This is a genomic window from Kluyvera sp., assembly GCF_047971185.1.
Taxonomy (GTDB): domain Bacteria; phylum Pseudomonadota; class Gammaproteobacteria; order Enterobacterales; family Enterobacteriaceae; genus Kluyvera.
Genome location: NZ_JBKDZH010000078.1, coordinates 1 through 20,749, shown reverse-complemented (window position 1 = coordinate 20,749; position 20,749 = coordinate 1). Strand labels below are relative to the sequence as shown.

Below are 20,749 nucleotides of genomic sequence, written 5' to 3'. Positions count from 1 at the left end.
CCGTTTCCAGTAGTTATCCCCCTCCATCGGGCAGTTTCCCAGACATTACTCACCCGTCCGCCACTCGTCACCCGAGAGCAAGCTCTCTGTGCTACCGTTCGACTTGCATGTGTTAGGCCTGCCGCCAGCGTTCAATCTGAGCCATGATCAAACTCTTCAATTTAAGTTTGATGCTCGTGAATTAAACTTCGTAATGAATTACGTGTTCACTCAGAGACTTGGTATTCATTTATCGTCTTACGACGTTAAGAATCCGTATCTTCGAGTGCCCACACAGATTGTCTGATAAATTGTTAAAGAGCAGTTGCGACGCGGCTTACAGCTCACCGTCGCGAGGTGGCGTATATTACGCTTTCCTCTTTCAGAGTCAAGCGTTTAATTTCGCTTTTCTCCGTCGAGATTCTCGAGAGAACCTCTCTGAACCGGCGGCTTGCTTGCCGTTGTCCGTCTCAGTGGGGCCGCATTATAGGGAGTTTATTCTGCCTGACAAGGGGAAATTTGAATTATTTTATCGCTCGCTATTTTTTTCATCAAATTGCTTATGAATACGCCGTAAAAAGCCCAGACTGCTGTTTTTAACACCGATTCAGCACGTCAAATGGCATACTAAAGAAAGATAAATAACAGGAATGGCATTTATGTCTCTAAGCGCACAGCAACTGGCCGCTCAAAAGAACATCTCCTGGGTCCTGGCCGAAAAGATAGCCCAGAAGATATTAACCGGCGAGTATCCGCCGGAAAGCATCCTCCCCGGCGAGATGGAGCTGGGTGACATCTTCGGCGTCAGCCGAACCGCCGTTCGCGAGGCGGTAAAAACCCTCTCAGCCAAAGGCATGCTGCTTCCTCGCCCGCGCATTGGCACCCGCGTGATGCCTCAGGCCCACTGGAACTTCCTCGATACCGAGCTGATCTCCTGGTGGCTAACGACCGATAACTTTCAGGCCGTCATGAAACACTTCCTGGTACTACGCCGCAGCCTGGAGCCGCAGGCCTGCATGCTGGCCGCCACGCTCGGTACCGCCGAGCAGAAAGCACAGCTCAATACCTTAATGGAAGAGATGGCGACGCTGGAGAAAGCGTTCGACCGCGAGCGCTGGATCGATATTGATACCTCCTGGCATGAACACATCTATGAAATGAGCGCCAACCCATTCCTGACATCCTTCGCTAAACTATTCCATTCGGTGTACCACATCTATTTCACCTCGATTACCGAAGATGAGGTGATTGAACTGGCCAGCCACCAGGCGATTGTCGATGCAATACAGGAAGGCGATGGCCCGCTGGCGTTTCAGGCCTGCCAGGCTTTATTAAACGCGCCGCATATTCTGGCCGCCGTATAAAGGACAGCGAATGACTGAGAAGAAAGCGCGGAGTATGGCCGGGCTACCGTGGATAGCCGCGATGGCCTTCTTTATGCAGGCGCTGGACGCCACCATCCTCAACACGGCGCTACCCGCAATCGCCCACAGCCTCAACCGCTCGCCGCTGGCGATGCAATCGGCGATTATCAGCTATACCCTCACCGTGGCGATGCTGATCCCGGTGAGTGGCTGGCTGGCCGACCGCTTCGGCACCCGACGCATCTTTATGCTGGCGGTCAGCCTGTTTACGCTGGGCTCGCTGGCGTGCGCACTGTCCACTTCGCTTGGCGAACTGGTCGTGTTCCGAATTATTCAAGGGGTAGGCGGCGCCATGATGATGCCCGTCGCCCGCCTGGCTTTACTGCGCGCCTATCCGCGCAGCGAGCTGCTGCCGGTGCTTAACTTTGTCACCATGCCGGGGCTGATCGGGCCTATTCTTGGCCCGGTACTCGGCGGCGTTTTTGTGACCTGGGCTACCTGGCACTGGATTTTCCTCATTAATATTCCGATTGGCGTTATCGGCATGCTGTACGCGCGGAAATACATGCCGAACTTCACCACGCCGCGACGACGTTTCGATCTCTCAGGATTCCTGCTGTTTGGGTTAAGCCTGGTGCTGTTCTCCATCGGCATGGAACTGCTCGGCGAGCAGATTGTGTCGGGCTGGGTCGCCCTGATGGTGGTGCTATTCAGCATTATTCTGCTGCTAGCCTACATCCGCCACGCGCGAAAACACCCAACGCCGCTGATCTCTCTGGGCTTATTTAAAACGCGAACCTTCTCAGTCGGTATTGCGGGCAACCTGGCCACACGCCTGGGCACCGGCTGCGTGCCGTTCCTGATGCCGCTGATGCTGCAGGTCGGCTTCGGCTATCCGGCGCTGATTGCCGGCATCATGATGGCGCCCACGGCAATTGGCTCGATCGTGGCGAAATCGACCGTCACCCAGGTATTGCGCAGGTTGGGTTATCGGAAAACATTGGTTGGCGTAACGCTGTTTATTGGCCTGATGATCGCGCAGTTCTCACTGCAGTCGCCGTCGATGCCGGTGTGGATGCTGATTCTGCCGCTGTTCGTGCTGGGGATGGCGATGTCGACGCAGTTCACCTCAATGAACACCATCACGCTTGCGGATCTTACCGACGACAATGCCAGCGGCGGCAACAGCCTGCTGGCCGTCACCCAGCAATTGTCGATCAGCCTGGGGGTGGCGATCAGCGCCGCGGTACTGCGCTCGTATCAAAGTATCGTGGGTTCGACGATTGAGCAGTTCCACTACACCTTTATTACCATGGGGGTGATAACGGCGGTGTCAGCGCTGATGTTTATGCTGCTGCGGCCGAAGGATGGCCGCAACCTGATTAAAGAAAAGCACTAATCTTAGACGGATCCGCGCACCACCAGCTCGGGCGTCAGCTGCATACGCTGCTGTTTTTGCCCGGGCTGTGCGATACGGTGAATCAACACATCAATCGCCAGCTCGCCCAGCTCGTCTTTTGGTTGGTGAATGGTGGTCAGCGGCGGCGTCATATAGCGCGCCAGCTCGATGTCGTCATAGCCAATCACCGCCATATCCTGCGGGATACGCAGCCCAGCCTGATACAGCGCCTGGTATGCCCCCACCGCCATCGCATCGTTACCAACAAAGACCGCATCCGGACGCTGAGGATGCGCCAGCAGTTTCTGCATCGCGTCGAATCCGCCGCCAAACTCAAAATTGCTGGTAATTTCATAGCCGTCCGGGATCGGCAGACGCGCGTTGAGCATGGCTTCCCGATACCCTTCCAGACGCAGTCGCGCCGGGGTTTTATCCAGCGGGCCCGAAATACAGGCAATCCGCGTATGCCCACGCTCAATAAGGTAACGCGTCGCCATATCGCCGCCGAGCAGCGAGTTGTCCTGAATCAGATCGCTGTCGCCATCGAACGGCGCCCAGTCCATCATCACGGAGGGGATAGAAGGATAGCGCTGCATAATTTCCAGCGAGGGCTGGTGCGTTTCGGTGCACAGCAACAGCAGCCCGTCGACGCGCTTTTGCATCAGCGTCTCCAGGTTGCGATTCATCCGCTGTTCGTCGCCTTCGGTATTGCACAGCACCAGGCTGTAGCCGCGCTCAAAGCAGCTACGCTCGACGCCGCGCACCAGTTCGGAGTAAAACGGGTTGGTACTGGCGGTAATCAGCATACCGATGGTACGCGTTTGATTAAGCTTGAGGCTACGCGCCAGCGCCGACGGCGCGTAGTTCAGCGTTTTGATGGCCGCATCAACCTTCTCGGTGATGGCCTCGCTGACAAACCGATCTTTATTGATGACGTGAGACACCGTCGAGGTGGAAACGCCCGCCAGGCGAGCAACATCCTTCATCGTGGCCAAGCATTACCCCTGCTGACGTAAAAATTCGTCGATCTCTTCACGCCAGGGCACAGAAGGCTGCGCGCCTTTACGCGTGACGGCAATGGCCGCGGCAGCGTGAGCAAAACGCAGCGCATCCGCCAGCGGCGTATTCTCCAGCAGCGCTGTCATCAGCGCGCCGTTAAAGGTATCGCCCGCGGCGATGGTATCGATCGCCTGCACTTTAAAGCCCGGAACGCGACGGCCTTCTCCTTTAACGCTGGCCCATACGCCACGGCTGCCAAGGGTAATAATGACCGTGTCGATACCTTTGGCATGCAGTACCTGCGCGGCCTTCGCGGCATCGTCATCGTTTTCCACCCGTACGCCGGTGAGCTTTTCAGCTTCGGTTTCGTTCGGGGTAATAATATCCACCAGCGACAGCAGCGTATCCGGCAGCGCGCGAGCGGGGGCTGGGTTCAATACCACGGTCGTCTGATTCTGATGGGCAATCTCGGCGGCCAGCACGACGCTGTCGAGCGGGGACTCGAGCTGCATCAGCAGCGCATCCGCCTCGGCAATACGCTCACGTTGCGCCTCCACCAGCGCGGTAGACAGCGCCGCGTTAGCCCCTGCGTGAATGCCGATCACGTTCTCACCTTCGCCGTTCACGAAGATCAGCGCCACGCCGGTTGACTCGCCCGCAATGGCGCTCACTGGCGCAACGTCAATGCGGTCAACCTGCAGCTGTTTACGAATACGCTCGCCGATATCATCGTCGCCGGTACAGGCGATAAACGCGATATCCGCGCCGCTACGCCCGGCGGCAACCGCCTGGTTTGCGCCTTTGCCGCCGAAAGCGACCTGATAATGGCTACCGGTGACGGTTTCGCCCGGCGTCGGGAATGATTCAAGATTGAGAATGTGATCGGCATTGATGCTGCCAAGGACGACGAGTTTGCCTGCGGTTTTCATTTTCAGAGTGTCCGGTAAGATGCGCCACCGGTATCCCGGTGGCGCGTGCCCTGCTTTTCTTTTATAGATGTAGTCCCTCAGGCTGTGAGAGCCTGAATCGCATTCACGTTATTACTGCTTAATTACCAGCTTCAGGTCAACAGGATATTTTGCCTGCACCTTTTCGCCTTTCAGCACTTTGTCGGCGGTTTCCACGCCTTTCGCACCGATCTGGTCCGGCAGCTGCGCGATGGTCGCCGCCAGTTTGCCATCATTTACCGCTTTTTCGCCATCCGGCGTGCCGTCAAAGCCGACCACCATCACATCGGATTTACCGGCGGTTTGCAGCGCACGCAGCGCGCCCAGCGCCATTTCGTCGTTCTGCGCGAACACGGCCTTCACGTCCGGATGCGCGGTCAGCAGGTTCTGCATGACGTTCAGACCTTTAGTACGGTCGAAGTCGGCAGGCTGGCTGGCCAGCACGTTGAATTTATGCGCTGCCACGGCCTGCTGGAAGCCTTCGCCACGCTCGCGCGCCGCGGAAGTCCCGGCAATACCCTGCAGTTCAATCACTTTAGCGCCTTCACCGGCTTTCTTCGCGATGTAGTCACCGGCGATTTTGCCGCCCAGTACGTTATCGGACGCGATATGGCTGACAACCTCGCCTTTAGAAGCTACGCGGTCGAGGGTGATGACCGGAATTTTGGCCTGGTTAGCCATCTTGATGGCGTTACCCACGGCATCGGAGTCCGTCGGGTTGATCAGCAGAATTTTGGTGCCACGAACCGTTAAATCCTGAACGTTCGCCAGCTCTTTCGCCGGGTTGTTCTGCGAATCCAGAACCACCAGGTTGTAACCCAGTTTGTCGGCTTCTTTCTGCGCGCCATCCTTCAGGGAGACGAAGAACGGGTTATTCAGGGTAGAGATAACCAGCGCAATGGTATCTTTCGCCATCGCGTTCGCACTGACGGTGGCGCTCAGCGCAACCGCGGAAACCAGGGTAGCCAGTTTTTTCATGTTCATATCTAAGATGTCCTGTAGTGTCGTTAGTTACTGCTTTTTGTTGTCCACCAGCACCGCCAGCAAAATCACCACTGCTTTAACGATCATCTGGTAATAAGAAGAAACACCTAACAAATTCAAACCGTTGTTCAAGAACCCAAGAATCAGCGCACCGATAAGCGTGCCGACGATACGACCTTTACCGCCCGCCAGGCTGGTACCGCCCAGCACCACCGCCGCGATGGCATCCAGCTCATAGCCGGTACCCGCCGTTGGCTGTGCAGAGGAGAGACGCGCCACTTCGATAATACCCGCCAGCGCCGACAGTAACCCGCACAAAGAGTAGACGATAATTTTGACTTTATTGACGCTGATACCGGAAAGACGCGTTGCCGCCTCGTTACCGCCCAGCGCATAGATATAGCGGCCCAGACGCGTATGGTGCAGCATGTACCACGCCGCGAGGAAGACAATCGCCATGATCCACACCGGCGTCGGGATGCCCAGCGGGCGGCCAATCCCGAACCAGCCGAACACGTCGGCGTTGTCGGTAAAGCCGGTATTCACCGGGCTACCGTTGGTGTACACCATGGTCACACCGCGCAGCAGCAGCATCATCACCAGAGTGGCGATAAACGCCTGTACCCGGCCTTTAGCCACGATCACGCCGGTAACAGCCCCGATTGCGGCACCCAATGCGAGTGCGGCAGCAACCGCCACCAGCGCATTGACTTCGATGCCGACAATCGACGCGGCGACCGCGCCGGTCAACGCCAACAGGGAACCGACGGACAGATCGATCCCCGACGTTAGAATGACCAGCGTCATCCCGACCGCCATGATCGCATTCACGGAGGTTTGCTGCAGGATGTTGAACAGGTTATTGACGGTAAAAAAGTTCGGGCTCATGGTCGACACAATCGCTATCAGCACCAGCAGGGCAATCAGCGATTTTTGCTCCAGCAGCCAGGCTTTAGTGAAATAGCGGCGACTCGCCACAGACTGGGTTGTCATCTTTTTTACTCCTGATTCACGCGGTTAAGCTTGCCCACTGCGGCAGCCATTAATACTTCCTGGGTGGCCTGCTCGCGTGAGAACTCACCGCCGAGATGCCCTTCATGCATCACAATAATGCGATCGCTCATCCCCAGTACTTCCGGCATCTCGGAAGAGACCAGAATGATGCTCAGGCCGTCGGCCTTGAACTGGTTGATAAGCTGGTAAATCTCTTTTTTCGCCCCGACGTCGACGCCGCGCGTCGGTTCATCGAGGATCAGTACCTTCGGACGGGTCATCAGGCCGCGCGCGATGGCGACTTTCTGTTGGTTACCGCCGGACAGCAGGCCGATCGCCTGTTCCATCGACGGGGTTTTCACGTTGAACAGGCGGATAAAGTCGCCCACCGCCTGCTGCTCATCTTTGTGCTTCAGCCCGCCGCCGCTGCGGCTGAAGTAGCGCAGCGCGGTCAGCGACATGTTTTCTTTGACCGACATGCCCAACACTAAACCATCGCGCTTACGGTCTTCGGAGATATAAACGATGCCGTTCGCCAGGCCATCCTGCGGCGAGCGGGTCACCACTTCATGACCATCAAGGGTGACGTAGCCGCTGCTACGCGGCAGCGCGCCGTACAGCACTTTCATTAATTCGGTGCGCCCGGCGCCCATCAGCCCCGCCACGCCGAGAATTTCGCCTTTGCGCAGAGTGAAGGAGACGTTCTCCACGCCCGGGCCGCACAGCGCGTCGACCTTCAGGCGGATCTCTCCCGGTTCTTTATCCAGATGCGGGTACTGATCTTCGAGTTTGCGTCCCACCATCATCTCAATCAGCAGATCTTCGGTCAGGCTGGCCACTTCACGCTCGGCAATAAACTGCCCGTCGCGGAAGACGGTCACGTCATCGCAAATTTCGAAGATCTCTTTCATACGGTGGGAGATATAGACAATGCCGCGCCCCTGCGATTTCAACTCGCGGATAACGCGGAACAGGGATTCGGTTTCGGTATCGGTCAGCGCATCGGTCGGTTCATCCATAATGATGACCTTCGACTCGAAGCTGAGCACCTTGGCGATTTCCACCATCTGCTGGTCGCCAATCGACAGGTCGCCCACCAGACGGTCGCTCTTAAAGCGCAGATTCAGCTTCGCCAGCAGCACATCGGCTTCCGCGTACATCTTCTTCCAGTCGATTTTGCCAAAGCGGTTCACGAACTCACGGCCGAGGAAAATATTCTCGGCGATCGTCAGCTGTGGGATCAGGTTCAGCTCCTGGTGGATGATACCAATACCGGCTTCCTGGGAGGATTTTGGGCCGTTAAAGGTAGTTTCTTTGCCCAGCCACAATAACGAACCGGCGTCGCGGGTGTAGATCCCGGTCAGCACTTTCATCATAGTGGATTTACCCGCTCCGTTTTCACCCACCAGCGCCATCACGCGGCCGGCGTAAACGTTCAGCGCGGCGCCGGCAAGCGCCTTCACGCCCGGGAACGATTTATCGATCCCTTTGAGTTGTAAGAGTGCGTCCATGATGGCCTCAGAAGGTGACGCCAGCACAGAGAATGATATTCGCAAACGGGGAACATTCCCCGCTGCGAATCACCGCCTGACTGTCTGCGGTTTGTTGTTTGAACTGCTCATGTGAGACGTAACGAACGTCAATGCAATTTCCCTGGTGTTGCTGCAGCTGCTCAAGGTGTTTGAGCAACGTTTCGTGAAGCTGCGGATTATGGTGTTGAATTTCCGCGGCGAGAATGGCGGACTCGACCTGCATCTCCTGCGTGACCACGCCCAGCACCTGCATAAAGGTGGGAACGCCCTGGGTTAGCGCCATATCAATGCGCGCCGTGCTGCGAGGGATGGGTAAACCCGCGTCGCACACCACCAGCGTATCGGTATGACCCAGACGGGAAATGACCGACGAGATTTCAGAGTTGAGTACCGTGCCTTTCTTCATTTTGTTTTCTTGCTCCACTAGCGAAACGTTTCGCTGTCGTAAGTGTAGACCGAAGAACGCGCAGAAAACCATCACCAGGTTATAAAATTGTGATCGCCATCGAAACGTTTCGCGAACGGGGAAGACAAGATAAAAAAACGCCCTCCGTCTCAATGAGGGAGGGCGTTGATGGCGTTAGATTTCGACCTGGGTGCCCAGCTCGATAACGCGGTTTGGCGGGATCTCGAACTGGTCCGGCGCGCGCAGGGCGTTGCGCTGGAGCAGCAGGTACAGCTTGCCACGCAGGCGCAGATACCACGGCCGTTTGCCGACAATCAGCGACTCGTGCGACATAAAGAACGAGGTCTCCATCATCCGGCAGCTTAAGCCTTCCAGACCACAGCGGTGGAACACCTCTTCCACGTTCGGCGTTTCGCGCCAGCCGTAGCTGGCGACCACGCGCCAGAAGGTCGGCGACAGCTGCTCGATCTGTACACGACGCACGTTGTGTACGTACGGCGCATCTTCGGTACGCAGCGTCAGCAGAATGACGCGCTCGTGCAGCACCTTGTTGTGCTTGAGGTTATGCAGCATGGCGAACGGAATCACGTTCAGCGCGCGCGACATATACACCGCGGTACCCGGCACGCGGACCGGCGGCGATTTCTCCAGCGAGGCGATCATCGCCTCCAGAGAGTTGCCGTGTTCGTGCATACGGCGCAGCAGGCGGAAGCGCTCGCTCTTCCAGGTGGTCATGATAGTGAGCATGATCAGCGCCAGCGTCAGCGGCAGCCAACCACCGGAGACAATTTTATCGAGGTTCGCCGAGAACAGCGGAATATCGATGCACATAAACGCCACGAACAGCAGCGCCACAAAGAACTTATTCCAGTGCCAGTTCTTACGCGCCACGGTGGTGAACAGAATGGTCGTCAGCACCATCGTCCCGGTCACCGCAATCCCGTACGCCGCCGCCAGGTTTGAGGAGTGCTCAAAGCTCACGATGACGATCACTACCGAGATATACAGCAGCCAGTTGATGAACGGGATATAAATCTGCCCGGACTCCATCTCTGAGGTATGGATAATGCGCATCGGCGACAGATAGCCCAGGCGCACCGCCTGGCGGGTCAGCGAGAAGACGCCGGAGATCACCGCCTGAGAGGCGATAACCGTCGCCAGCGCGGCGATAATCAGCATCGGGATCAGCGCCCACTCCGGCGCCAGCAGGAAGAACGGGTTCTTAATCGCTTCCGGATGCTTGAGCAGCAGCGCGCCCTGGCCGAAGTAGTTCAGTACCAGCGAAGGTAGCACCACCGAGAACCAGGCCAAACGAATCGGCAGCTTGCCGAAGTGGCCCATATCGGCATACAGCGCTTCCACGCCGGTAATCGACAGCACCACCGCGCCCAGCGCAATAAAGGAAACGGTTTTGTATTGCAGGAAGAAATTGACCGCCCAGTAGGGGTTCAACGCCTGCAACACTTCCGGGTTGGCAATAATGCTGCGTGCGCCAAGCCCCGCCAGCAGCAGGAACCAGATAAGCATAATCGGCGCGAACAGTTTACCGACCATGCTGGTACCGTGCTTCTGGATAGCAAACAGCAGCGTCAGGACAATAATCGAGATGGGAACCACCCAGGTATCGAGCTGGGGGGCGATGATTTCCAGACCTTCAATCGCCGACATCACCGAAATCGCCGGGGTGATAACCACTTCACCATAGAAGAAGCTACCGCCGATCAGCCCGAGGATCACCAGTACGGAGGTTGTGCGCGCGGACGTATTGCGCCCCGCCAGGGACATCAACGTTAGAATCCCCCCTTCGCCGGCGTTGTCCGCCCGCATCACGAAGGTGATGTATTTGAGGGATACCGTTAACAGCAATAGCCAGAAGATTAATGACAGAAAGCCAAAAACCGCGTCACGTTCAACGCCAAAACCAAACTGGCCAGATAAACATTCACGAAGCGTATAAAGAGGGCTGGTACCAATATCGCCGTATACCACGCCAATTGCAGCGAGTGTAATCGCTGATAAAGATTGTTTCTTATCAGTGCTCATAGACTAGTCTTTCGTTTATGAAACAAATGTGTGCCTAGTCCCTTGGCCCACGAAAAGCGCACAGTATGCACGATTAGCGTCAAAATCGTACCCCTTAATCACGTCATATTAACCTGCCTCAAGAAATGGCGAGGTACTATTCAGGCTATTCACCTAAAGACTTAAACGTCTATACTCAGCCAGTTAGCTGATTAAACGGCGAAAGGACGCAAGTTAATTATGGCCCAACCACATTTATTAGCAGAAAGAATTTCGCGGCTGAGCAGCGCACTGGAGAAAGGGCTATTTGAACGTAGTCATGCGATTCGCCTCTGCCTGCTGGCCGCACTCAGCGGTGAAAGCGTCTTTTTACTCGGCCCGCCGGGGATCGCCAAGAGCCTGATTGCCCGCCGCCTGAAGTTCGCCTTCCAGCACGCCCGGGCGTTTGAATATCTGATGACCCGTTTCTCCACGCCGGAAGAGGTGTTTGGGCCGCTCTCCATCCAGGCGCTAAAAGATGAAGGCCGCTACGAGCGTCTGACCGCCGGCTACCTGCCAGAGGCCGAAATTGTCTTTCTGGATGAAATCTGGAAAGCCGGCCCGGCAATCCTTAACACCCTGCTGACCGCTATTAACGAACGTCACTTCCGCAACGGCGCCAGCGTCGAAAAAATTCCCATGCGTCTGCTGGTTACCGCCTCAAACGAACTGCCTGAAGCGGAAAGCAGTCTTGAAGCGCTATATGACCGTATGCTGATTCGCCTGTGGCTCGATAAAGTGCAGGATAAGGGCAATTTCCGCTCGATGCTGATTAGCCAGCAGGACGAAAACGACAACCCGATTCCAGCGAATCTCCAGGTTACCGACGAAGAGTACTTCCAGTGGCAGAAAGATATCGGCAACGTGAAACTGCCGGATGCGGTGTTTGAGCTGATTTTCACCCTGCGCCAGCAGCTGGATAATCTGCCGAACGCGCCGTACGTTTCCGATCGTCGCTGGAAAAAAGCGATCCGTCTGCTGCAGGCCTGCGCGTTCTTTAGCGGCCGCGATGCGATCGCGCCTATCGATCTGATCCTGCTGAAAGAGTGCCTGTGGCACGATGCGGAAAGCCGAAATCTGCTGCAACAACAAATCGATATATTGATGACCGGACACGCGTGGCAGCAGCAGGCCATGCTCAATAAGCTGGGCGCGATTACCCAGCAGCGGCTGCAAATTCAACAGCAGCAGAGCGACAAAACCGCGCTCAAAGTCACACGCCTGGGCGGCATGTTTAGCCGCAAGCCGCACTATGAGCTGCCGTCCGAGATTCAGTCGCCGACGATAACCCTGCTGCTCCAGCAGCCGCTCAAGCTCCACGATATCGAGGTTATTCACATTACCTTCGAGCGCCAGGCGCTGGAAAACTGGCTGGAGAAGGGCGGCGAAATTCGCGGCAAGCTCAACGGCATCGGCTTTGCGCAGACGCTGAATATGGAAGTCGATGCTGCACAGCATCTGGTGGTGCGCGACGTCAGCCTTCAGGGCACGCGCCTGTCGCTGCCGGGGTCGGGCGCCACAGAGAGTATGCCGACGGAGATCCGCCAGCAGCTGCTCGCCTTAGATGAAGAGTGGCACCAGCAGCACAACCGCTTTAGCGAGCAGCAAAAATGTCTGTTTATTCATGAAGAGTGGTTGGGGCGTATCGAAGCCAGCCTCCAGGACGTGGCCGCGCAAATTAAGCAGGCGCAGAGTTAATGCTGACCATCGACACGCTCAACGTCATGCTGGCGGTCAGCGAAGAGGGGATGATCGAAGAGATGATCATCGCCCTGCTGGCCTCGCCGCAGCTGGCCGTGTTCTTTGAAAAATTTCCGCGCCTGAAAAGCGCTATTACCGACGATCTTCCCCGCTGGCGTGAAACCTTCAGAAACCGGCTAAAGGGCGCGCCGGTGCCGCACGAGCTGGAAGAGGAGGTGATCTGCTATCAGCAGAGCCAGCTTCTCTCCACCAGCCAGTTTATCGTGCAGCTGCCGCAGATTGTGGCGCTGCTCCTTCGCGTCCAGTCACCTTTTGCCGCCCAGGCCCAGCAGCTGGTGGCGAATAACGCAACTTTTACCCCCGCGCTGCATACCCTTTTTCTGCAACGCTGGCGCTTAAGCCTGGTGGTGCAGGTCACCTCAATCAATCAGCAGCTGCTGGAAGAAGAGCGCGAACAGCTGCTGAGCGAAGTGCAGGAGCGGATGACGTTAAGCGGCCAGCTGGATCCGGTGCTGGTGGAGAACGACAGCGCCGGCGGCCGTTTGTGGGACATGAGCGCCGGGCAGCTTAATCGCGGCGACTATCAGCTGATCGTCAAATACGGTGATTTTCTTAGCCAGCAGCCGGAGCTGCTGCGCCTGGCTGAACAGCTGGGTCGTTCGCGCGAAGCCAAATCGGTACCGAAGAAAGATTCCCCGATGGAGACTTTCCGTTCGCTGGTGCGCGAGCCATCCACCGTCCCCGAGCAGGTCGATGGCATCCAGCAAAGCGACGATATCCTGCGCCTGCTGCCGCCGGAGCTGGCCACGCTCGGGATCACCGAGCTGGAATATGAGTTTTACCGGCGGCTGGTGGAAAAACAGCTGCTGACCTATCGCCTGCACGGCGACGCCTGGCGCGAGAAAGTGACCGAACGCCCGGTGGTGCACCAGGACGTTGACGAGCAGCCGCGCGGGCCGTTTATTGTCTGCGTGGATACGTCCGGTTCGATGGGCGGTTTCAACGAACAGTGCGCCAAAGCGTTCTGCCTGGCGCTGATGCGCGTGGCGCTGGCGGATAACCGTCGCTGCTACATCATGCTGTTCTCCAGCGAAGTGGTGCGCTACGAGCTGACCGGCCGTCAGGGGCTGGAGCAGGCGATCCGCTTTTTAAGCCAGCGCTTTCGCGGCGGTACCGATATGGCCAGCTGCTTCCGCGCTATTATTGAGCATCTGGAAAACCCGCAGTGGCGGGATGCCGACGCGGTGGTGATTTCCGATTTTATCGCCCAGCGGCTACCGGATGAGGTGGTCAAAAAGGTGGGGGATCTGCAGCATAAACATCAGCATCGTTTTCACGCGGTAGCGATGTCCGCTCATGGCAAACCCGGGATCATGCGCATTTTCGATCATATCTGGCGCTTTGATACCGGGTTGAGAAGCCGCCTGCTGAGACGCTGGCGGCGTTAGGCAGAGTTACAGCAGCGCGGAGACGCTTTCACGTACCTGAGTTGGCCATACGCCGCACTGAACCTGACCGATATGGGACAGTTGCAGTAGCAGCATCGTCAGACGAGACTGACCAATACCGCCGCCGATAGTCTGCGGCATCTCGCCGCGCAGCAGCGCCTGGTGCCACTCCAGCTGTAAACGATCTTCATCGCCGGTGATCTGCAGCTGATGCTTCAGCGCTTTCGCATCCACGCGGATCCCCATAGAAGAGAGCTCAAACGCGTCTTCCAGCACCGGGTTCCACACCAGAATATCACCGTTCAGGCCGGCAAAACCGGATGCGGTCTGGGTACTCCAGTCATCGTAGTCCGGGGCGCGAACGTCGTGGCGCTGGCCGTCGGAGAGTTTACCGCCGATGCCAATCAGGAACACCGCCCCCAGCTCTTTAGCGATGGCGCGCTCGCGGCCTTTTGCGTCAAGGCCCGGATAGAGGCTCAGCAGCGTTTCGCTGTGCACAAAGTGAATCTGTTCTGGCAGGAACGGTGTCAGCCCAAATTCTTTGCTCACGGCAGCTTCGGTTTCTTTAATGCCCGCCCAAATCGCCTTTACGGTGCTTTCCAGCGTGCCGGCGTGGCGTTCGTCATCACCCATTACGCGCTCCCAGTCCCACTGGTCAACGTAAACGGAGTGAATCGGAGAAAGTCGGTCTTCATCGGGGCGAAGGGCCTTCATGTGCGTGTACAGCCCTTCGCCCGCGCTGAAGTCGTGTTGTCCCAGGGTTTGACGCTTCCATTTCGCAAGGGAATGAACCACTTCGAACTGGGCATCTGGCAGTGTTTTCACTTTCACCTGAACCGCCTTCTCGCAACCAGATAGGTTGTCCTGCGTCCCATCTCCCACGCGGCTCAGAATTGGTGCCTGGACTTCTACGAGCCCTAGCTTCTCTTCCAGCTGACGGGAAAAATAGGATTTAACGAAACTGATCTGGCGTTGTTTTGCGATGTATGCGGTTTTCATTATTTTTACTCCTGCGTCCTGTTGCCATTGATTAAGCAACAAAACCGGCCATCAATTCAATAATCAAACAATAAAAAGCCTGTTCGACTTTTGATTCATTAAAATAAGAGGCTAAAATAGAGGGAATCATTAATCTTCATAAGAAAAACCTATGGAAAATTATCAGATCGACAATCTGGACCGCGGCATTCTTGAGGCCTTAATGGCGAATGCCCGTACCGCCTACGCCGAATTGGCCAAGCAGTTTGCCGTTAGCCCCGGCACCATTCACGTGCGCGTAGAGAAAATGAAGCAGGCCGGGATCATCACCGGTGCGCACGTCGACGTCAGCCCCAAACAGTTGGGTTATGACGTGGGCTGCTTTATCGGCATTATTCTGAAGAGCGCGAAAGACTATCCGTCGGCGCTGGCGCGGCTGGAAAGCCTGGATGAAGTGACCGAGGCGTACTACACCACCGGGCACTACAGCATCTTTATTAAGGTGATGTGCAAATCGATCGACGCGTTACAGCAGGTACTTATCAACAAGATCCAAACAATTGATGAAATTCAGTCCACCGAAACGCTGATCGTGCTGCAAAACCCGATCATGCGTACCATCAAGCCGTGATCGCTTTTTTTAATCCCACATTTTTCCACAGGTAGATCCCAGCTCGCTCACAGCGTACAATGCGCCTTCTTTATAAAGGTGGGCGAGCATGGCAGACATCACTCTTATCAGCGGCAGCACGCTTGGCAGTGCGGAATATGTGGCAGAACATCTGGCGGAAAAGCTGGACGATGCTGGTTTTTCCAGCGAAATGCTGCACGGCCCGATGCTGGATGAGGTTCCAACCGAAGGGATCTGGCTGGTGATCAGCTCCACGCACGGTGCAGGAGACATTCCTGACAACCTGCTGCCTTTATATGAAGCATTAAGCGAACAGAAACCGGATCTCTCTCAGGTACGCTTTGGCGCAATCGGCATCGGTAGCCGTGAATACGACACGTTCTGCGGCGCGATCGACAAGCTGGAAGCCAAACTCAAAGCCTGTGGCGCCAGACAGATCGGCGAAACGCTGAAGATCAACGTGCTGGAACATGAGATTCCGGAAGATCCGGCTGAAATTTGGCTGGGATCGTGGCATCCATTGCTCAGAGATTTGTAAAGATCTCCTTTTTTTATGTGGATAACTCTGGTTAAAAGCTTGGATCAACCGGTAGTTATCCAAAGAATAACCGTTGGCTAGTTTTTGAGTTGTGTATAACCCTTCATTTTGATCCCAGCTTATACGGACCAGGATCACCGATCATTCACAGATAATGATCCGGCTTAAACGGTTGATCTCAATGTCTGGATCGCACTTATCCACAGAGATTGGCGATCCTAATAAGAGATCACAATAGAACAGATCTCTAAATAAAAAGATCTTCTTTTTAATACCCAGGATCCAGACGCTTTCTCCATCGACTAAAGTTGAGTAGAATCCACGCCCGGACTTCAATCCATTTAAAAACCGCAGTACGCGAGGCAAACCACCATGTTTTATCAGGATCCTTTTGACGTCATCATCATTGGCGGGGGTCATGCAGGCACTGAGGCCGCGATGGCCGCAGCGCGAATGGGCCAACAGACCCTGCTTTTGACACACAATATCGACACCCTGGGGCAGATGAGCTGCAACCCGGCGATTGGCGGCATTGGGAAAGGACACCTGGTAAAAGAAGTGGATGCACTTGGCGGCCTGATGGCAACGGCGATCGACCATGCCGGCATCCAGTTTAGGATACTAAACGCCAGCAAAGGGCCAGCGGTTCGCGCCACCCGTGCTCAGGCGGATCGCGTGCTCTACCGTCAGGCGGTACGCACCGCACTGGAGAACCAGCCGAACCTGATGATCTTCCAGCAGGCGGTTGAAGATCTGATTGTCGAGAACGATCGTGTGGTCGGCGCCGTCACCCAGATGGGGCTCAAATTCCGCGCGAAAGCGGTCGTGCTGACAGTCGCGACCTTCCTGGACGGCAAAATTCACATCGTTCTGGATAACTACAGCGCTGGCCGCGCCGGCGATCCGCCGTCCATCCCGCTGTCTCGTCGCCTGCGTGAACTGCCGCTGCGCGTCAGCCGCCTGAAAACCGGTACGCCGCCGCGCATTGACGCGCGCACCATCGACTTCAGCGTGCTTGGCCAGCAGAACAGCGACGATCCAATGCCGGTCTTCTCGTTCCTGGGCAATGCTTCCCAGCACCCGCGCCAGATGCCGTGCTACGTCACGCACACCAACGAGAAAACCCATGACGTGATCCGCAATAACCTCGATCGTAGCCCGATGTATGCCGGCGTGATCGAAGGTATCGGCCCACGCTACTGCCCGTCGATCGAAGACAAAGTGATGCGCTTCGCCGATCGTAACCAGCACCAGATCTTCCTGGAGCCGGAAGGGCTGACCTCCAACGAAATTTACCCGAACGGCATCTCCACCAGCCTGCCGTTTGACGTGCAGATGCAGATCGTCCGCTCGATGCAGGGGATGGAAAACGCCCGTATCGTTCGCCCTGGCTACGCCATTGAGTACGATTTCTTCGATCCGCGCGACCTGAAACCGACGCTGGAGAGCAAATTTATCCACGGTCTGTTCTTTGCTGGCCAGATCAACGGCACTACCGGCTACGAAGAAGCCGCGGCGCAGGGGCTGCTGGCGGGACTCAACGCCGCGCGTCTGTCCGCCGAGAAAGACGGCTGGGCGCCGCGTCGCGATCAGGCATACCTCGGCGTGCTGGTGGACGACCTCTGCACGTTGGGTACCAAAGAACCGTACCGTATGTTCACCTCCCGCGCCGAATATCGCCTGATGCTGCGTGAAGACAACGCCGACCTGCGCCTGACCGAAATCGGCCGCGAGCTGGGGATGGTGGACGATGTGCGCTGGGCGCGCTTCAACGAGAAGCTGGAGAATATCGAGCGCGAACGTCAGCGTCTGAAATCGACCTGGGTAACGCCATCGGCGGAATCAGCAGCCGAAGTGAATGCTCACCTGACTGCGCCGTTGTCCCGTGAAGCTAACGGCGAAGATCTGCTGCGTCGTCCGGAGATGACCTACCAGCAGCTGACTTCCCTGACGCCGTTCTCGCCTGCGCTGGAAGATTCCCAGGCGGCGGAGCAGGTCGAAATTCAGGTGAAATACGAAGGCTACATCGCACGCCAGCAGGATGAGATTGAAAAACAGCAGCGCAACGAAAACACGCTGCTGCCGGCAACGCTGGATTACCGCCAGGTGAACGGGCTGTCGAACGAAGTTATCGCCAAGCTGAACGATCACAAACCGGTGTCGATCGGCCAGGCGTCGCGTATCTCCGGGATCACCCCGGCGGCGATCTCGATTCTGCTGGTATGGCTGAAAAAACAGGGTCTGCTGCGCCGCAGCGCCTGATTACCGCTTCGGCGGCGCTTCTGGCGAACGTCATGCGTTCGCCGACTTGATTCATCGGCCCGGTACGCGTCATGCTACCGGGCAGTTATTTTCTGATAGGGTCATCAACGTGCTCAACAAACTTTCTCGTCTGCTGGATGAAGCAGGGATTTCGCTCACCGATCACCAGAAAAATCAGCTTGTTGGCTATGTCGATATGCTGCACAAGTGGAACAAAGCCTACAACCTGACGTCGGTGCGCGACCCTAACGAGATGCTGGTGCGCCATATCCTCGACAGCATCGTGGTCGCTCCGTCGCTGAAAGGCGAACGTTTTATCGATGTCGGCACCGGTCCGGGCCTGCCGGGCATCCCGCTGTCTATCGTGCGTCCGGATGCGCACTTTACGCTGCTCGATAGCCTGGGTAAGCGCGTTCGCTTCCTGCGCCAGGTTCAGCACGAGCTTGGGCTGACGAACATCACGCCGGTGCAGAGCCGCGTTGAAGAGTTTCCTGCCGAGCCGCCGTTTGATGGCGTCATCAGCCGCGCGTTCGCATCGCTGACGGACATGGTGAGCTGGTGCCATCACCTGCCGGGCGAGGAAGGGCGTTTTTATGCACTGAAAGGGCAGCTGCCGGAAGACGAAATAACGCAGCTTCCGCCACGGTTCAGCGTCGAATCCATCGTTAAACTACGGGTTCCTCAGCTGGAAGGGGAGCGCCATCTGGTTATTATTGCACCAAATAAAATTTAATATTTATCAAAAAAAGTAGAGAAAAAATGCGGTCTCTGGTGTTAACAAATTAGCGACACTCCCTGCCAGAGACCGGCTTGATTTAACTCGTACTTAACGTGTTTTTATCTTCTTACTAACCAAGCTTTTTTTGTTAATGATGAAAATAGTAAACATGGAAAATATCAGCTTGCTATAAGTCAGCACGTTAGCCATTTTGTCATGTTAATAAGTTATTATGAATGTCAATGAATGGTTTTTGTTCTGTTTCGACGTGTTTTTAAAAGAGTGCTCTGATTTCGTCTTAGATATCAAAATGATGACTTGTCATCTTTTGCGACGTTGATACAGAAGATGAGCGCTAAAATGTTTAATGTGTGATCTTGTGCACGCTTTGTCACCACTGTTTTCGCTGTATTTGCACTTTTGTACGATCGTTCACACTTTGACGAAAAGTAGGAAAATAGCGCGAATGAAAAATATTTAAATATTTATTCACGTTTTGGCTACTTATTGTTTGAAATCACGGGGCGTCACCGTATAATTTGACCGCTTTTTGATGCTTGACTCCGAGCTTTAAAGAACGTTTTATACGACACGCGGCATACCTCAAAGGGAGCAGGAGTAGAAACGTGATGTCTATGTCGCTCGTGAGTCGAAACGTTGCTCGTAAGCTTCTGTTCATTCAGCTTCTGGCAGTGATAGCAAGTGGATTGCTGTTCAGCCTAAAAGACCCCTTCTGGGGCATCTCCGCCGCGTGTGGAGGCCTGGCAGTGTTACTGCCTAATATGTTGTTTATGATTTTTGCCTGGCGTCACCAGGTGCATACACCCGTGAAGGGCAAAGTGGCCTGGACGTTCGCCTTCGGCGAAGCGTTCAAGGTGTTAGCGATGCTGGTGTTACTGATTGTGGCGCTGGCGGTTTTAAAGGCGGTATTCTTACCGCTGATCGTTACATGGATTTTGGTGCTAGTGGTTCAGATACTGGCGCCCGCTGTAATTAACAACAAAGGGTAAAAGGCATCATGGCTTCTGAAAATATGACGCCGCAGGATTACATAGGACACCACCTGAATAACCTTCAGCTGGACCTGCGTACATTCTCGCTGGTGGATCCGCATAACCCCCCAGCCACCTTCTGGACGATCAATATCGACTCCATGTTCTTCTCGGTGGTACTGGGTCTGTTGTTCCTGGCCATTTTCCGCGGCGTTGCGAAACGTGCGACCAGCGGCGTTCCAGGGAAATTCCAGACGTTCATCGAAATGATCATTGGCTTCGTCCACGGTAGCGTCAAAGACATGTACCACGGCAAGAGCAAGGTGATTGCACCGCTGGCGCTGACCGTCTTTGTCTGGGTCTTCCTGATGAACCTGATGGACCTGCTGCCGATCGACCTGCTGCCGTTTATCGGCGAGCATATCTTCGGTCTGCCTGCCCTGCGTGTGGTGCCGTCTGCTGACGTGAACATCACCCTGTCTATGGCACTGGGCGTATTCATCCTGATTCTTTTCTACAGCATCAAAATGAAAGGCGTAGGCGGCTTCGTGAAAGAGCTTACCTTGCAGCCGTTCAACCACTGGGCGTTTATTCCGGTCAACCTGATCCTGGAAGGCGTTAGCCTGCTGTCCAAACCGATTTCCCTCGGTCTGCGACTGTTCGGCAACATGTATGCGGGTGAGCTGATTTTCATTCTGATCGCGGGTCTTCTGCCGTGGTGGTCACAGTGGGTTCTGAATGTGCCATGGGCCATTTTCCACATCCTGATCATTACGCTGCAAGCCTTTATCTTCATGGTTCTGACGATCGTCTATCT

General features: G+C 55.7%; 18 protein-coding genes and 1 rRNA gene. 10 read left to right on the top strand and 9 right to left on the bottom strand.

The window, feature by feature from the left end; genetic code table 11:
* A 16S ribosomal RNA gene (locus ACK5JN_RS18785) occupies window positions 1–163 on the bottom strand; the annotation flags it as partial.
* Window positions 164–638: 475 nt separating this feature from the next.
* Here ACK5JN_RS18785 and ACK5JN_RS18780 point away from each other — a divergent pair.
* Both ACK5JN_RS18780 and mdtD read left to right on the top strand, forming a co-directional pair.
* On the top strand, window positions 639–1,343 hold the full coding sequence (locus ACK5JN_RS18780; RefSeq protein WP_416871537.1) for a FadR/GntR family transcriptional regulator: 705 nt from the start codon (window positions 639–641) through the stop codon (window positions 1,341–1,343).
* A 10-nt stretch (window positions 1,344–1,353) separates the two neighbouring features.
* Complete coding sequence (mdtD, locus tag ACK5JN_RS18775) at window positions 1,354–2,742, top strand: multidrug transporter subunit MdtD (protein WP_416871536.1); 1,389 nt, start codon at window positions 1,354–1,356, stop codon at window positions 2,740–2,742.
* Window positions 2,743–2,744: 2 nt separating this feature from the next.
* Here the strand turns inward: mdtD and rbsR are convergent, their stop codons facing one another.
* The 7 genes from rbsR to kup all read right to left on the bottom strand — a co-directional run bounded on the left by rbsR (window position 2,745) and on the right by kup (window position 10,646).
* Entirely contained in the window at window positions 2,745–3,737 is a 993-nt protein-coding gene (gene rbsR, locus ACK5JN_RS18770) for a ribose operon transcriptional repressor RbsR (RefSeq protein WP_416871535.1), read from the bottom strand.
* A 3-nt stretch (window positions 3,738–3,740) separates the two neighbouring features.
* On the bottom strand, window positions 3,741–4,670 hold the full coding sequence (rbsK, locus tag ACK5JN_RS18765; RefSeq protein ID WP_416871534.1) for a ribokinase: 930 nt from the start codon (window positions 4,668–4,670) through the stop codon (window positions 3,741–3,743).
* Window positions 4,671–4,781: 111 nt separating this feature from the next.
* Window positions 4,782–5,672 carry a ribose ABC transporter substrate-binding protein RbsB gene (gene rbsB, locus ACK5JN_RS18760; protein WP_106930081.1) on the bottom strand — a complete coding sequence of 297 codons (891 nt, stop codon included), beginning with the start codon at window positions 5,670–5,672 and terminating at the stop codon, window positions 4,782–4,784.
* 27 nt (window positions 5,673–5,699) lie between these two features.
* Window positions 5,700–6,665, bottom strand: a complete 966-nt coding sequence (gene rbsC / locus ACK5JN_RS18755) for a ribose ABC transporter permease (RefSeq protein ID WP_416871533.1) — start codon at window positions 6,663–6,665, stop codon at window positions 5,700–5,702.
* A gap of 5 nt (window positions 6,666–6,670) precedes the next feature.
* Window positions 6,671–8,176: a ribose ABC transporter ATP-binding protein RbsA gene (rbsA, locus tag ACK5JN_RS18750; protein WP_416871532.1), complete on the bottom strand. Its 1,506-nt coding sequence runs from the start codon at window positions 8,174–8,176 to the stop codon at window positions 6,671–6,673.
* Between the two features lie 7 nt (window positions 8,177–8,183).
* Window positions 8,184–8,603, bottom strand: coding sequence for a D-ribose pyranase (gene rbsD / locus ACK5JN_RS18745; protein ID WP_416871531.1), 420 nt, complete (start codon window positions 8,601–8,603; stop codon window positions 8,184–8,186).
* A 174-nt stretch (window positions 8,604–8,777) separates the two neighbouring features.
* Window positions 8,778–10,646 carry a low affinity potassium transporter Kup gene (gene kup, locus ACK5JN_RS18740; RefSeq protein WP_064540568.1) on the bottom strand — a complete coding sequence of 623 codons (1,869 nt, stop codon included), beginning with the start codon at window positions 10,644–10,646 and terminating at the stop codon, window positions 8,778–8,780.
* A gap of 219 nt (window positions 10,647–10,865) precedes the next feature.
* On the opposite strand from kup, the gene ravA reads away from it, so the two are divergent.
* Together ravA and viaA are read left to right on the top strand one after the other, a co-directional pair.
* Window positions 10,866–12,362 carry an ATPase RavA gene (gene ravA, locus ACK5JN_RS18735; RefSeq protein WP_416871530.1) on the top strand — a complete coding sequence of 499 codons (1,497 nt, stop codon included), beginning with the start codon at window positions 10,866–10,868 and terminating at the stop codon, window positions 12,360–12,362.
* Window positions 12,362–13,813, top strand: coding sequence for an ATPase RavA stimulator ViaA (gene viaA / locus ACK5JN_RS18730; RefSeq protein ID WP_416871529.1), 1,452 nt, complete (start codon window positions 12,362–12,364; stop codon window positions 13,811–13,813). Before ravA ends, viaA begins: the two co-directional genes overlap by 1 nt.
* Window positions 13,814–13,819: 6 nt before the next feature.
* Here viaA and asnA read toward each other — a convergent pair whose 3' ends face one another.
* Window positions 13,820–14,812, bottom strand: coding sequence for an aspartate--ammonia ligase (gene asnA / locus ACK5JN_RS18725; RefSeq protein WP_416871528.1), 993 nt, complete (start codon window positions 14,810–14,812; stop codon window positions 13,820–13,822).
* 151 nt (window positions 14,813–14,963) lie between these two features.
* Between asnA and asnC the strand changes: the two genes are divergently transcribed.
* The 6 genes from asnC to atpB form a co-directional block, all read left to right on the top strand.
* Window positions 14,964–15,422, top strand: coding sequence for a transcriptional regulator AsnC (gene asnC, locus ACK5JN_RS18720; RefSeq protein WP_035893632.1), 459 nt, complete (start codon window positions 14,964–14,966; stop codon window positions 15,420–15,422).
* Between the two features lie 88 nt (window positions 15,423–15,510).
* Complete coding sequence (gene mioC, locus ACK5JN_RS18715; RefSeq protein WP_416871527.1) at window positions 15,511–15,960, top strand: FMN-binding protein MioC; 450 nt, start codon at window positions 15,511–15,513, stop codon at window positions 15,958–15,960.
* Window positions 15,961–16,332: 372 nt separating this feature from the next.
* On the top strand, window positions 16,333–18,222 hold the full coding sequence (mnmG, locus tag ACK5JN_RS18710; protein WP_416871526.1) for a tRNA uridine-5-carboxymethylaminomethyl(34) synthesis enzyme MnmG: 1,890 nt from the start codon (window positions 16,333–16,335) through the stop codon (window positions 18,220–18,222).
* Window positions 18,223–18,331: 109 nt separating this feature from the next.
* Window positions 18,332–18,955 (top strand): 16S rRNA (guanine(527)-N(7))-methyltransferase RsmG, encoded by a 624-nt coding sequence (gene rsmG, locus ACK5JN_RS18705; RefSeq protein WP_416871525.1) that lies wholly within the window; start codon window positions 18,332–18,334, stop codon window positions 18,953–18,955.
* A 614-nt stretch (window positions 18,956–19,569) separates the two neighbouring features.
* A complete protein-coding gene (gene atpI / locus ACK5JN_RS18700; RefSeq protein WP_416871524.1) occupies window positions 19,570–19,950 on the top strand; it encodes a F0F1 ATP synthase subunit I in 381 nt (126 codons plus the stop codon).
* Window positions 19,951–19,958: 8 nt separating this feature from the next.
* A partial coding sequence (atpB, locus tag ACK5JN_RS18695; RefSeq protein WP_416871523.1) for a F0F1 ATP synthase subunit A occupies window positions 19,959–20,749 on the top strand: 791 nt, incomplete at its 3' end.

Excerpts from the sequence above, each read along its gene's own strand:
- ravA (WP_416871530.1), top strand. The coding sequence starts at position 10,866 with ATGGCCCAACCACATTTATTAGCAGAAAGAATTTCGCGGCTGAGCAGC.
- ACK5JN_RS18780 (WP_416871537.1), top strand. The coding sequence starts at position 639 with ATGTCTCTAAGCGCACAGCAACTGGCCGCTCAAAAGAACATCTCCTGG.
- mnmG (WP_416871526.1), top strand. The coding sequence starts at position 16,333 with ATGTTTTATCAGGATCCTTTTGACGTCATCATCATTGGCGGGGGTCAT.
- rbsA (WP_416871532.1), bottom strand. The coding sequence starts at position 8,176 with ATGGACGCACTCTTACAACTCAAAGGGATCGATAAATCGTTCCCGGGC.
- viaA (WP_416871529.1), top strand. The coding sequence starts at position 12,362 with ATGCTGACCATCGACACGCTCAACGTCATGCTGGCGGTCAGCGAAGAG.
- rbsC (WP_416871533.1), bottom strand. The coding sequence starts at position 6,665 with ATGACAACCCAGTCTGTGGCGAGTCGCCGCTATTTCACTAAAGCCTGG.
- rbsK (WP_416871534.1), bottom strand. The coding sequence starts at position 4,670 with ATGAAAACCGCAGGCAAACTCGTCGTCCTTGGCAGCATCAATGCCGAT.
- asnC (WP_035893632.1), top strand. The coding sequence starts at position 14,964 with ATGGAAAATTATCAGATCGACAATCTGGACCGCGGCATTCTTGAGGCC.
- mioC (WP_416871527.1), top strand. The coding sequence starts at position 15,511 with ATGGCAGACATCACTCTTATCAGCGGCAGCACGCTTGGCAGTGCGGAA.
- rbsD (WP_416871531.1), bottom strand. The coding sequence starts at position 8,603 with ATGAAGAAAGGCACGGTACTCAACTCTGAAATCTCGTCGGTCATTTCC.
- rbsB (WP_106930081.1), bottom strand. The coding sequence starts at position 5,672 with ATGAACATGAAAAAACTGGCTACCCTGGTTTCCGCGGTTGCGCTGAGC.
- mdtD (WP_416871536.1), top strand. The coding sequence starts at position 1,354 with ATGACTGAGAAGAAAGCGCGGAGTATGGCCGGGCTACCGTGGATAGCC.
- kup (WP_064540568.1), bottom strand. The coding sequence starts at position 10,646 with ATGAGCACTGATAAGAAACAATCTTTATCAGCGATTACACTCGCTGCA.
- asnA (WP_416871528.1), bottom strand. The coding sequence starts at position 14,812 with ATGAAAACCGCATACATCGCAAAACAACGCCAGATCAGTTTCGTTAAA.
- atpI (WP_416871524.1), top strand. The coding sequence starts at position 19,570 with ATGTCTATGTCGCTCGTGAGTCGAAACGTTGCTCGTAAGCTTCTGTTC.